Origin of the sequence: Escherichia sp. WS1368, from assembly GCF_046487485.1 — a bacterium.
In the GTDB taxonomy this organism is placed as follows: Bacteria; Pseudomonadota; Gammaproteobacteria; order Enterobacterales; family Enterobacteriaceae; genus Escherichia; species Escherichia coli.
This window is the reverse complement of the sequence record NZ_JBJQJI010000001.1, coordinates 305,485-317,921: the sequence shown is the minus strand read 5'-3', so window position 1 is coordinate 317,921 and position 12,437 is coordinate 305,485. Positions and strand designations below refer to the sequence as shown.

Below are 12,437 nucleotides of genomic sequence, written 5' to 3'. Positions count from 1 at the left end.
ATTTACGGCCTTGTAGTAGTAACGGAATTAACAAACCACTGCTGGATATTGCCAATCGCGGAGTGCGAGGTATCCAGAATCGGCTGCGGATAGAAGCCCAGCAGTACCAGCAGCACCACCAGCAACAGGATCATAAACAGCTCACGCAGCGACATCCCTGGCAGTTCCTGGCTGGCAATCTGGCTTTTCGCTTTACCGAAGTAAGCGCGATGTAACATCGCCAGCGAATAAACAGAGGCAAAGACCAGCCCAAAGGTAGAGATAACGGTAATCACCGGGACAACCTGGAAGCTGCCGAACAGAATCATAAATTCGCCGACGAAGTTACCGGTGCCAGGCATCCCAAGCGTTGCCACCGCAAAGAACAGCGACAGTGCTGGCAGCCATTTCATCTTGCTCCACAGACCGCCCATCATGCGCATGTCGCGGGTATGGATACGTTCATAAAGCTGACCGCAGAGAATAAACAGACCCGCCGCTGACAAGCCGTGCGCAATCATCTGGATTACCGCGCCCTGGTAGGCCAACTGGCTGCCAGTGTAGATAGCAATCAGCACGAAGCCCATGTGGGAAACCGAGGTGTAGGCGATCAGACGTTTGATATCGGTCTGGGCGAAGGCCATCCACGCACCGTAGAAGATGCCGATAACACCCAGCCACATGGCGATTGGCGCGAACTCTGCCGACGCGTTCGGGAACAGCGGTAGGGAGAAACGCAGCAGACCGTAAGCGGCGGTTTTCAGCAAGATCCCCGCGAGGTCCACGGAACCGGCGGTTGGAGCCTGTGAGTGCGCATCCGGCAGCCAGCCATGCAGCGGAACCACCGGCATTTTCACCGCAAATGCGATGAAGAAGCCCAGCATCAACAGATATTCCACACCACTGGACATTGGCGTATTCAACAGCTCTTCATAGTTGAAGGTCCAGACGCCGGTCGCATTGTAGTGAACAAAAACCAGCGCCAGGATGGCGATCAACATCACCAGACCACTCGCCTGGGTGTAAATGAAGAACTTGGTTGCCGCCGTGATACGCGTTTTACCGTCAGAGGCTTTATGCCCCCACAGTGCGATCAGGAAGTACATCGGCACCAGCATCATTTCCCAGAAGAAGAAGAACAGGAACATGTCGATGGCAAGGAACACGCCGATAACGCCGCCCAGGATCCACATCAGGTTGAGGTGGAAGAAGCCCTGATATTTTTCGATCTCTTTCCACGAACAGAGTACCGCCAGCACACCGAGCAGACCAGTCAGCACGACCATCAGCAGCGATAGCCCGTCAATGGCGAGATGGATAGAGATACCAAAACGCGGGATCCACGGCATGTCGAATTCAGACTGCCACTGCGGAATTCCGGCGGATTGCGTCAGTGAATAACCGCCCTGCAACCACAGTTGCAGCGACAGCGCCAGCGTCAATCCCATGGTGATCAGCGCGATCCAGCGCGGCACCTTGACGCCAAAGCGTTCGGTCTGCCAGCACAGGAAGCCGCCGATAAAGGGAATTAATATTAGCCAGGGTAGTAACATGGCGATCTTTATTCCTTGTAAAAGTCCCGTCAGGACCGGATTTTCAACGAATTCTCACGACAGAAAATTCTCTTCGGATTGTGGTTGTAGTGTCGGATGCGCCGCGAAGGCGGCTTATCCGACCTACGTTCTTATATGCCCAGGGGCAAGCCCACAATCCTTAACTCAACGCAGTACCATCAACAGTGCCAGCACCACGACCGCACCGATGCTCATGGATGCCACATACCAGCGCAGATAACCGTTCTCGCTTAACAGCAGACCTTTACCTGCAAAGCGGGAAAGGACAGCCGGGATGTTCATCATTGAGTTCAGCGGATCGCGTTTCAGCAACCAGGCAATACCCAGGAACGGCTTGACGAACACTTTGTCGTACAGCCAGTCAAAGCCCCAGGCGTTGTACCACCAGGTGCCCAGCAGACGGCCCGGCGCACTGTTGGCGATGGAAGTCACCAGAGTACGTTTACCCAGCCACAGCCAGGCTGCCAGCAGAATGCCGACCACCGCGACCACGCCAGAGGTAATTTCCAGGGTCAACATGCTGCCGTGCGCCAGCTCCGTCGTTTGCGGGAGCACGCCCTGCAGCGGCGGTACAATCAGTGCGCCAACGAAGGTGGAAAGGATCAGCAGCACAATCAGCGGCAGGCTGTGAGTTATCCCTTTCACGGCGTGAGCGTGAATTTGTTCTTTTCCGTGGAAGACGATGAAAATCATACGGAAGGTGTAGAGCGAGGTCATAAACGCACCGACCAGACCAGCCACCATCAGATTGATATGACCATTCGCCATCGCACCCGCGAGGATCTCATCCTTACTGAAGAAGCCCGCAGTGACCAGCGGCAGTGCCGACAGTGCTGCGCCGCCCACCAGGAAGCAGAGATAAACCAGCGGAATAGATTTACGCAGACCGCCCATCTTGAAGATGTTCTGTTCGTGATGGCAGGCCAGAATGACGGAACCGGATGCCAGGAACAGCAGCGCTTTAAAGAACGCGTGAGTCATCAAGTGGAAAATCGCCGCATCCCATGCCTGCACGCCAAGCGCGAGGAACATGTAGCCAATCTGGCTCATGGTAGAGTAAGCGAGAACACGTTTGATATCGGTCTGTACCAGCGCGGCAAAACCGGCCAGCAGCAGCGTAACCGCCCCAACAATGCCCACCAGATGCAGAACTTCCGGCGTCATCAGGAACAGGCCGTGGCTACGGGCGATCAGGTAGACACCCGCGGTTACCATGGTTGCGGCGTGGATCAGCGCGGAGACAGGCGTCGGGCCCGCCATCGCGTCGGCAAGCCATGTCTGCAACGGCAACTGCGCAGATTTACCGACCGCACCGCCCAGCAGCATCAGCGTCGCCCACATCAGCATGTTATTGCCGTCAGCAAAGTGCGCTGGTGCCAGTTCCACCATTTCGCGGAAGTTCAGGGTGCCCAGTTCGTTGTAAAGAATGAACAGCGCGAAAGCGAGGAAGACGTCACCCACACGGGTCACGACGAATGCCTTCATTGCCGCTGCGCCATTCTTCGGATCGGTGTAATAGAAACCGATCAGCAGATAGGAGCACAGGCCCACGCCTTCCCAGCCGAGGTACATCAGCAGCAGGTTGTCGGCAAGCACCAGAACTACCATGCTGGCGATGAACAGGTTGGTGTAAGCGAAGAAGCGAGAGTAGCCCTCTTCACCGCGCATATACCAGGAGGCGTACATGTGAATAAGGAAACCCACACCAGTGACCACCGAGAGCATGGTCAGCGACAGGCCGTCCAGCACCAGGTTAAAACCGATGTTAAAGTCGCCTACCGACATCCACGTCCACAGCGGCTGGCTGTATGCCTGCTCACCGTTAGCGAAGAAGTCAACGCCGATAAAGGCAGTTACCAGCGCCGCCAGGCCCACAGAGCCAACGCCGACGATCGCCGAGACGTTTTCAGACCAGCGCCCACGGGAGAACGCCAGCAGGACGAAGCCAATCAATGGCAAAATAATGGTTAAGGCAAGCATGTTCATCCGCGCATCTCACTTACTGAATCAATGTTCAGGTTCTGGCGACGACGGTGAAGTTGCAGCAGCAGCGCTAGGCCGATACTCGCTTCTGCCGCCGCGAGGCTGATGGCGAGAATGTACATCACCTGACCGTCGGTCTGGCCCCAGTAGCTTCCGGCGACCACAAAGGCCAGCGCGGAGGCGTTAATCATGATTTCCAGACCAATCAGCATAAACAGCAGATTGCGACGGATAACCAGACCAGTTAAGCCAAGAATGAATAAGATTGCCGCGAGGATCAGTCCATGTTGTAAGGGGATCATGCGTGCTCCTCCGTTTTTCTTTTCGCGCTGTCGTCTTTACGATTGCTCAGCACTTCACCCGCACGCTCTTCACGACCGACGTGGAAGGCCACAACCAGACCCGCGAGCAGCAGCATAGAAGCCAGTTCCACCGCCAGTACGTAAGGCCCGAACAGCGTAATACCCACTGCTTTAGCACTGATTGGCGTACCGTCGATACCCTGATCGTTAACACCGAGGATGGCGTAAACAATCACCACCAGCATGATGGCCGACAAAATTGCCGGACCAATCCACACCTGCGGTTTCAGCCACTGGCGTTCCTGTTCAATTTCTGAACCGCCCAGGTTGAGCATCATCACCACGAACACGAACAGCACCATAATGGCACCCGCGTAGGCGATAATTTCCAGCGCACCGGCGAAGTAAGCGCCCAGTGAGAAGAACACCCCAGAGATCGCCAGCAGCGAAATAATCAGGTACAGCAGTGCGTGTACCGGATTGGTATGGGTGATCACTCGCAAGGTCGCAAGTATGGCTATCAGGCCACAGATATAAAAAGCGAACTCCATTGCCCCTCTCCTTACGGTAACAGGCTCTTGACGTCGATAGGCTTGGCTTCGTTCTCTGCTTCGCCCTTATCTTTGCCGTCGATTGCCATACCTGCCATCCGGTAGAAGTTATATTCCGGGTATTTGCCCGGACCGGAGATCAGCAGATCCTCTTTCTCGTAAACCAGATCCTGGCGCTTGTATTCCCCCATTTCGAAATCCGGGGTTAACTGAATCGCCGTGGTCGGACAGGCTTCTTCGCACAGACCACAGAAAATGCAGCGTGAGAAGTTGATGCGGAAAAATTCCGGATACCAGCGACCGTCTTTGGTTTCTGCTTTTTGCAGCGAGATACAGCCGACCGGGCAGGCTACCGCGCAGAGGTTACAGGCTACGCAACGCTCTTCGCCGTCCGGGTCGCGGGTCAGAACGATACGACCACGATAACGGGGCGGCAGATAGACCGGTTCTTCCGGGTACATTCGCGTTTCGCGTTTGGCGAACGCGTGCAGGCCGATCATCCAGATACTACGAACCTGGGTGCCGAATCCTACTAACAATTCTTTTAAGGTCATGGTCTTATTGCCCCTTATTGCGCCTGCCAGAGAATGACAGCCGCCGTTACCAGCAAGTTGATCAGCGTCAGCGGCAGGCAGATTTTCCAGCCGAAGGACATTACCTGGTCATAACGCGGACGCGGTAACGACGCACGAATCAAAATGAACATCATCATAAAGAACGCGGTTTTCAGCGCGAACCAGATGAATGGCGGTAACAACGGGCCTTGCCAGCCACCGAAGAACAGCGTCACCATCAGTGCAGAGATGGTCACAATCCCGATGTATTCGCCCACGAAGAACAGACCGAACTTCATGCCGGAATATTCAATGTGGTAACCATCCGCCAGTTCCTGCTCGGCTTCCGGCTGGTCAAACGGGTGACGGTGACACACCGCCACGCCCGCGATGGCAAAGGTAATAAAACCAAAGAATTGCGGGATGACGTTCCACACATGCGCCTGGCTGTTGACGATGTCGGTCATGTTGAATGAACCGGCCTGCGCCACCACGCCCATCAGGGAAAGCCCGAGGAACACTTCGTAGCTCAGAGTCTGCGCAGAAGCACGCATCGCACCCAGCAGCGAGTATTTGTTGTTACTTGACCAGCCCGCAAACAGCACCGCGTAGACCGCCAGACCGGCCATCATCAGGAAGAACAAAATCCCGATGTTCAGGTCGGCAACCACCCAACCTGGGCTGACTGGCACAATCGCAAAGGCCAGCAGCAGCGAGGTAAAGGCAATCATCGGTGCCAGGGTAAAGATGACGCGATCCGAGAATTTCGGGATCCAGTCTTCTTTAAAGAACATCTTGATCATGTCCGCGACCAGCTGGAGCGAACCGCCCCAGCCAACACGGTTAGGTCCGTAACGGTTCTGGAACAGACCCAGCAGGCGACGTTCGCCAAAGCTCATGAATGCCCCACAGGTGACAACCACCAGCAGGATCACCACCGCTTTGAGGATGGTCAGCAGGATCTCAATCAGTTCCGGTGATATCCAACTCATTGTTGTGCCTCCTTGAGATCCTCAAGATGCGCGCCCGCCAGCACCGGAGCAATGCCGGACATACCCATCGGCAAGCCCACCTGCCCTGCCGTCAGCCCTTCGGCGATTTCAACCGGCAGCGTGACCGTGTTGCCATCGTAACTAAAGGAGACGCGTGTACCCGCGTTCACACCCAACTTCGCGGCATCCGCTGGGTTGAGTTTGATGTACGGCTGCGGCATACGGCTCTGGAAGACCGGAGCACGCTGTGACAATTCATCGCTGCCAAACAGGTGGTAATACGGCGCGATACGCCATTTCCCGTCCTGCGGCTGGAAGCGTGCCGGTACGCTGGTGAAGTAATCCAGACCGTTTTCGCTGGTTTCAAACAGACGCACGCCCGGATCGCCAAAGCGCAGTTTGCCGCCAACTTCGTCCTGGAATTTGTTCCACGCCTGCGGGGAGTTCCAGCCTGGCGCCCAGGCAAACGGCACTTGCGAACGGTGCGCGGTCGGCTGGTTGTTACCTTCCATCGAGAAGGTGAACATGGTGTCAATATCCTGCGGCTGACGCGGCTCATGAACGCTGATATTGGCGCGCATGGCGGTACGACCGCTGTAACGGTGCGGTTCACGGGCCAGTTTCTGCCCACGAATACGGAATGTCGCATCCGGCGCAGCATCTTTGATACCCGCCAGTTCCGGGATTTTCGCCACAACAGCGTCAATCACATGGTCGAGCTGCGTCCAGTCCACTTCACGGCTCAGCAAGGTGCTATGCAGCGAGTGTAACCAGCGCCAGCTTTCCAGCATGACAGTTTTGCTGTCGTAATAAGCCGGATCGTAAACCTGGAAGAAACGTTGGGCGCGACCTTCATTATTAATTACCGTACCGTCGCTTTCAGCAAAGCTGGCAGCAGAAAGTACCAGATGGGCGTTTTCCATAATCGCTGTGCGTTGATGGTCAACCACCATCACCAGCGGCGCTTTAGCCAGCGCAGCATTCACGCGGGTAGCGGAAGCGTGACGATGCAGATCGTTTTCCAGCACCACCACCGCGTCGGCGCGTCCGGTTTCCAGTTCGGTCAACGCTTCTTCAAGCGAACCGCCCCCCATAATGCCCAGCCCCATGCTGTTTACAGAGCGAGCAATCATGGTGATACCAACGTCAGCGCCGCGACCTTTCAGGGCTTTCGCGACGTTAGCCGCCGCCTGAATCACCTCTAAGCTACCGGCGTTCGTCCCGGAGATAATCAACGGTTTCTTCGCACCAGCCAGTGCCTGCACGATGACGTCGATTTTGCTTTGCAGCTCAGGTTCAATACCGTCAACCGCTGGTGCGGAGTTGTCCAGCGCATGGGCGATGGCAAAACCTAAACGCGCCTGATCTTCAACCGGTGCGCGGTAAGTCCACGCCGCGATATCATCCAGACGGGTGTCATCAACGTTGGTAACAAACAGCGGATGCTTCGCACGTTGACCGATGTTGAGGATTGCCGCAATCTGCCAGTCAGCCACTTTCTGTGCTGCCGCCATTTCGCGCGCTTTACCTTTCACCGCCTGACGAACTGCCAGCGCGACGCGCGCGCCGGTCTGGGTAACGTCTTCGCCCAGCACCAGTACCGCATCGTAAGATTCGATTTCGCGCAGTGCCGGCGTATAAATGCCGCCTTCACGTAGCACTTTCAGCGCCAGTTGCAGACGTTCCTGCTCACCGTGAGCGATACCGGTATAGAAGTTTTCTTCGCCCACCAGTTCACGCAGCGCAAAGTTGCTTTCTACGCTGGCACGCGGAGAACCGATGCCGATCACTTTCTTCGACTGGCGCAGAATATCTGCTGCGCCCTGCATTGCCTGTTCGGCATTGAGGGTAATGAAATCATCGCCACGACGCTGTACTGGCTGACGCGGACGATCTTTCAGGTTGACGTAACCGTAACCGAAACGACCACGGTCGCAGAGGAAGTAGTGGTTTACCGTACCGTTGTAACGGTTTTCGATACGACGCAGTTCGCCATAACGCTCGCCGGGGCTGATGTTACAGCCGATGGAACATTGCTGGCAGATGCTCGGCGCAAACTGCATATCCCATTTACGGTTGTAACGCTCGGAGTGCGTTTTGTCGGTGAATACGCCGGTCGGGCAAATTTCGACCAGGTTACCGGAAAATTCGCTTTCCAGCGTGCCGTCTTCCGGGCGACCGAAGTAGACGTTGTCGTGCGCACCGTAAACGCCCAGGTCCGTGCCGTCAGCGTAATCTTTGTAGTAACGCACGCAGCGGTAGCAGGCGATGCAGCGGTTCATTTCGTGAGAGATGAATGGCCCCAAATCCTGATTACGGTGGGTACGTTTGGTGAAACGGTAGCGACGGAAGCTGTGTCCGGTCATCACGGTCATATCCTGAAGATGGCAGTTACCGCCTTCTTCACATACCGGACAGTCGTGCGGGTGGTTGGTCATTAACCACTCGACCACACTTTCACGGAACTGTTTCGCTTCTTCATCGTCAATGGAAATAAAGGTGCCATCGGAAGCCGGTGTCATACAGGACATCACCAGGCGACCACGCGTGTCTTCCGCGTTTTGGTATTGCTTCACCGCACACTGGCGGCAAGCACCGACGCTTCCCAGCGCCGGATGCCAGCAAAAGTAAGGAATATCAAGGCCCAGAGACAGACAAGCTTCCAGCAAGTTGTCCGCTCCGTTGACCTCGTATTCTTTGCCGTCTACATGAATTGTAGCCATTAGCATGCTTCCAGTTTTCTCAGTCAGAGACTGAGCGTTAATCGAAATTCGGTTACCAGCGCTCTTTCAGCAGGTTCGGCTGAATCCCATTAATCAAATGGGTATTGCTGAACGGCTGTTTGATTCCCGCCTCAAATTCTTCGCGGAAATATTTGATGGCGCTCTGTAACGGCTCCACTGCACCAGGTGCGTGGGCACAGAAAGTTTTACCCGGGCCTAAGAATCGACACAGTTGCTCAAGTGTTTCGATATCGCCCGGCTGACCTTCGCCACGCTCCAGCGCACGCAGAATTTTCACGCTCCACGGCAGACCGTCGCGGCACGGCGTACACCAGCCACAGGACTCACGGGCGAAAAACTCTTCCAGGTTACGCACCAGCGACACCATGTTGATCTCATGGTCAACCGCCATCGCCAGCGCCGTACCCAGACGGCTTCCCGCTTTACCGATACTTTCGAATTCCATCGGCAGATCAAGGTGCGCTTCGGTCAGGAAGTCGGTGCCAGCGCCGCCTGGCTGCCAGGCTTTGAATTTCAGACCGTCACGCATACCACCGGCGTAATCTTCGAGGATCTCGCGTGCGGTGGTGCCGAATGGCAGTTCCCACAGGCCCGGATTTTTCACCCGACCGGAGAAGCCCATCAGCTTGGTGCCAGCATCTTTACTTTTCGAGATGTTCTGATACCACTCCACGCCGTTAGCGAGGATCGCCGGAACGTTACACAGGGTTTCGACGTTGTTGACACAGGTCGGTTTGCCCCATACGCCGGAGGTTGCCGGGAAGGGGGGTTTCGAGCGTGGGTTAGCACGACGCCCTTCCAGGGAGTTGATTAACGCGGTTTCTTCCCCGCAGATGTAGCGCCCTGCCCCGGTATGGACGAACAGTTCGAAGTCAAAACCTGTTCCCATAATATTTTTGCCAAGCAGACCTGCTTCGGTGGCTTCGGCAATGGCACGGCGCAGATTCACTGCCGCTTCGATATATTCGCCACGCAGGAAGATGTAGCCACGGTAAGCTTTCAGCGCAAACGCGGAGATAAGCATACCTTCCACCAGCAGGTGCGGCAGTTGCTCCATCAGCAGGCGGTCTTTATAGGTGCCCGGCTCCATTTCATCGGCGTTACATAGCAGGTAACGGATGTTCATGGATTCGTCTTTCGGCATCAGGCTCCATTTCAGGCCAGTCGAAAAGCCCGCGCCGCCGCGCCCTTTCAGACCAGCGTCTTTTACCTGATTAACAATTTCGTCCGGAGACAGCCCGGTCAGCGCCTTACGCGCGCCTTCGTAACCGTTTTTGCTGCGGTATTCATCCAGCCACACTGGCTGTTTGTCATCGCGCAGACGCCAGGTCAGCGGATGCGTTTCGGGAGTACGGATAATGTTTTTCATTTATACCGCTCCAGCAGTTCAGGGATCGCTTCCGGGGTCAGATGCGCGTGAGTGTCCTCATCGATCATCATGTTTGGCCCTTTATCACAGTTCCCCAGGCAGCAAGTTGGCAGCAGCGTAAAGCGGCCATCAAATGTCGTTTGCCCTGGTTTGATGTTCAGCTTTTTCTCGAGCGCCGCCTGAATACCCTGATAACCGTTGATATGACAGACCACGCTGTCGCAATAACGGATCACATGGCGACCAACCGGCTGGCGGAAGATCTGGCTATAAAACGTTGCCACACCTTCGACGTCGCTCGCCGGAATACCCAGCACATCGGCGATCGCGTGGATCGCGCCATCCGGCACCCAGCCACGCTGCTTCTGAACGATTTTCAGCGCTTCAATGGACGCCGCACGCGGGTCTTCGTAGTGGTGCATTTCGTGCTCAATCGCTTCACGCTCTGCCGCACTCAGCTCAAAAGCCTCGGTTTGTGGTTGTTGATTCTCGTGCATAATTAGCGGTCCACATCTGACATAACAAAATCGATACTGCCCAGATAAACAATCAGGTCAGACACCAGGCTGCCGCGGATCGCCGCCGGAATTTGCTGCAAATGCGCATAACTCGGCGTACGGATACGGGTGCGATAACTCATGGTGCTACCGTCGCTGGTCAGGTAGTAACTGTTGATCCCCTTGGTCGCCTCAATCATCTGGAAAGATTCATTGGCTGGCATCACCGGACCCCACGACACTTGCAGGAAGTGGGTGATCAGGGTTTCGATATGTTGCAGCGTGCGCTCTTTCGGCGGCGGCGTGGTCAGCGGGTGATCCGCTTTGAACGGGCCTTCCGGCATGTTGTTGAGGCACTGCTCAAGAATGCGCAGACTCTGACGCAGCTCTTCCACTTTAAGCATTACGCGGGTGTAGCAGTCAGAAACACCACCACCCACCGGGATTTCAAAGTCGAAGTTTTCATAGCCAGAATACGGACGCGCCTTACGCACGTCGAAGTCGATCCCGGTAGCACGCAGGCCCGCGCCGGTGGTGCCCCACTCCAGCGCCTCTTTCGCGCCATAGGCGGCAACGCCCTGGGAACGACCTTTCAGAATGGTGTTTTGCAGCGCCGCTTTCTCGTAAGACGCCAGACGTTTCGGCATCCAGTCGAGGAACTCACGCAGCAGGCGATCCCAGCCACGCGGCAGGTCGTGCGCTACGCCGCCAATACGGAACCACGCCGGGTGCATACGGAAACCCGTGATCGCTTCCACCAGATCGTAAATTTTCTGACGATCGGTAAAGGCGAAGAACACTGGCGTCATTGCGCCGACGTCCTGAATAAAGGTCGAGATATACAGCAGATGGCTGTTGATGCGGAACAGCTCAGAAAGCATTACGCGAATGACGTTAACGCGATCCGGCACGGTGATCCCGGCCAGTTTCTCTACAGCCAGCACGTAAGGCATTTCGTTAACGCAGCCGCCGAGGTATTCGATACGGTCGGTATACGGAATGTAGCTATGCCAGGACTGGCGCTCGCCCATTTTCTCCGCACCACGGTGGTGGTAGCCGATGTCTGGTACGCAGTCGACAATCTCTTCGCCATCGAGCTGCAAAACGATACGGAAAGCCCCGTGCGCCGACGGGTGGTTCGGGCCGAGGTTGAGGAACATGAAGTCCTCGTTTTCGGTTCCGCGCTTCATCCCCCACTCTTCCGGTTTGAAGGTCAGGGCTTCCATCTCCAGATCCTGTTTGGCTTTGGTCAGCTCAAACGGCGAGAATTCGGTAGCGCGCGCCGGGTAATCTTTACGCAGCGGGTGACCTTTCCAGGTTTGCGGCATCATGATGCGGCGCAGGTTCGGGTGACCGTCGAAAGTAATGCCAAACAGATCCCAGGTCTCACGCTCATACCAGTTAGCGTTCGGGAACAGTTTGGTGAAGGTCGGTACGTGCAGGTCGTTTTCTGCCAGCGCCACCTTCAACATGATGTCGCGGTTACGATCGATAGAAATCAGATGGTAGAAAACGGAAAAATCCGCGGCAGGTAACCCTTCGCGGTGTGTGCGCAGACGTTCGTCCATGCCGTGTAAGTCAAACAGCATGACGTAAGGTTTCGGCAGTTTCTTTAAGAAATCGCCAACTTCCAGTAATTGTTCACGCTTGATCCACACAACGGGAACCCCGGTGCGAGTCGCCTGAACAGTAAAGGCATCCGGCCCAAAACGGTTGCGCAGTTCGCCAATCACCGGATCATCAAGATGATCGCGGGTCTGCCAGGCGGGTTCTTGCGCGGTTAAGTCGGTCATATTGTTCACCATTGCAAATGGTCCGTGGTGACTGTCGGCGCAGTAAGCTTCGCGAAATAGATTTAGGAATAAGCGAAGAAAAATCCCTTTGCCGACAGG

Annotated in this window: 10 protein-coding genes; all 10 read right to left on the bottom strand. The window is 55.7% G+C overall.

The window, feature by feature from the left end:
- Window positions 1-2: 2 nt before the first annotated feature.
- The gene (gene nuoM / locus ACJHYD_RS01485) at window positions 3-1,532 is read right to left on the bottom strand and encodes an NADH-quinone oxidoreductase subunit M (RefSeq protein WP_000926441.1); all 1,530 of its coding nucleotides are present in this window, start codon (window positions 1,530-1,532) and stop codon (window positions 3-5) included.
- Window positions 1,533-1,697: 165 nt separating this feature from the next.
- The gene (gene nuoL, locus ACJHYD_RS01480; RefSeq protein WP_001551395.1) at window positions 1,698-3,539 is read right to left on the bottom strand and encodes an NADH-quinone oxidoreductase subunit L; all 1,842 of its coding nucleotides are present in this window, start codon (window positions 3,537-3,539) and stop codon (window positions 1,698-1,700) included.
- Window positions 3,536-3,838 (bottom strand): NADH-quinone oxidoreductase subunit NuoK, encoded by a 303-nt coding sequence (nuoK, locus tag ACJHYD_RS01475; protein WP_000612640.1) that lies wholly within the window; start codon window positions 3,836-3,838, stop codon window positions 3,536-3,538. Before nuoK ends, nuoL begins: the two co-directional genes overlap by 4 nt.
- Window positions 3,835-4,389 carry an NADH-quinone oxidoreductase subunit J gene (gene nuoJ / locus ACJHYD_RS01470; RefSeq protein ID WP_410228793.1) on the bottom strand — a complete coding sequence of 185 codons (555 nt, stop codon included), beginning with the start codon at window positions 4,387-4,389 and terminating at the stop codon, window positions 3,835-3,837. The genes nuoK and nuoJ overlap by 4 nt, the downstream gene beginning before the upstream one ends.
- Before the next feature lie 11 nt (window positions 4,390-4,400).
- Window positions 4,401-4,943: an NADH-quinone oxidoreductase subunit NuoI gene (gene nuoI, locus ACJHYD_RS01465; protein ID WP_000172749.1), complete on the bottom strand. Its 543-nt coding sequence runs from the start codon at window positions 4,941-4,943 to the stop codon at window positions 4,401-4,403.
- A gap of 14 nt (window positions 4,944-4,957) precedes the next feature.
- Complete coding sequence (gene nuoH, locus ACJHYD_RS01460; RefSeq protein ID WP_000118507.1) at window positions 4,958-5,935, bottom strand: NADH-quinone oxidoreductase subunit NuoH; 978 nt, start codon at window positions 5,933-5,935, stop codon at window positions 4,958-4,960.
- Window positions 5,932-8,658 carry an NADH-quinone oxidoreductase subunit NuoG gene (gene nuoG, locus ACJHYD_RS01455; RefSeq protein WP_001298783.1) on the bottom strand — a complete coding sequence of 909 codons (2,727 nt, stop codon included), beginning with the start codon at window positions 8,656-8,658 and terminating at the stop codon, window positions 5,932-5,934. Before nuoG ends, nuoH begins: the two co-directional genes overlap by 4 nt.
- Before the next feature lie 52 nt (window positions 8,659-8,710).
- Entirely contained in the window at window positions 8,711-10,048 is a 1,338-nt protein-coding gene (gene nuoF / locus ACJHYD_RS01450) for an NADH-quinone oxidoreductase subunit NuoF (RefSeq protein ID WP_000789502.1), read from the bottom strand.
- Window positions 10,045-10,545 carry an NADH-quinone oxidoreductase subunit NuoE gene (gene nuoE, locus ACJHYD_RS01445; protein ID WP_000545042.1) on the bottom strand — a complete coding sequence of 167 codons (501 nt, stop codon included), beginning with the start codon at window positions 10,543-10,545 and terminating at the stop codon, window positions 10,045-10,047. The genes nuoF and nuoE overlap by 4 nt, the downstream gene beginning before the upstream one ends.
- Window positions 10,546-10,547: 2 nt before the next feature.
- Complete coding sequence (gene nuoC, locus ACJHYD_RS01440) at window positions 10,548-12,350, bottom strand: NADH-quinone oxidoreductase subunit C/D (RefSeq protein WP_000247878.1); 1,803 nt, start codon at window positions 12,348-12,350, stop codon at window positions 10,548-10,550.
- Window positions 12,351-12,437: the final 87 nt, after the last annotated feature.

Coding starts and splice junctions, on each gene's coding strand:
- nuoM (WP_000926441.1), bottom strand. CDS start 1,532: ATGTTACTACCCTGGCTAATATTAATTCCCTTTATCGGCGGCTTCCTG.
- nuoL (WP_001551395.1), bottom strand. CDS start 3,539: ATGAACATGCTTGCCTTAACCATTATTTTGCCATTGATTGGCTTCGTC.
- nuoK (WP_000612640.1), bottom strand. CDS start 3,838: ATGATCCCCTTACAACATGGACTGATCCTCGCGGCAATCTTATTCATT.
- nuoJ (WP_410228793.1), bottom strand. CDS start 4,389: ATGGAGTTCGCTTTTTATATCTGTGGCCTGATAGCCATACTTGCGACC.
- nuoI (WP_000172749.1), bottom strand. CDS start 4,943: ATGACCTTAAAAGAATTGTTAGTAGGATTCGGCACCCAGGTTCGTAGT.
- nuoH (WP_000118507.1), bottom strand. CDS start 5,935: ATGAGTTGGATATCACCGGAACTGATTGAGATCCTGCTGACCATCCTC.
- nuoG (WP_001298783.1), bottom strand. CDS start 8,658: ATGGCTACAATTCATGTAGACGGCAAAGAATACGAGGTCAACGGAGCG.
- nuoF (WP_000789502.1), bottom strand. CDS start 10,048: ATGAAAAACATTATCCGTACTCCCGAAACGCATCCGCTGACCTGGCGT.
- nuoE (WP_000545042.1), bottom strand. CDS start 10,545: ATGCACGAGAATCAACAACCACAAACCGAGGCTTTTGAGCTGAGTGCG.
- nuoC (WP_000247878.1), bottom strand. CDS start 12,350: ATGGTGAACAATATGACCGACTTAACCGCGCAAGAACCCGCCTGGCAG.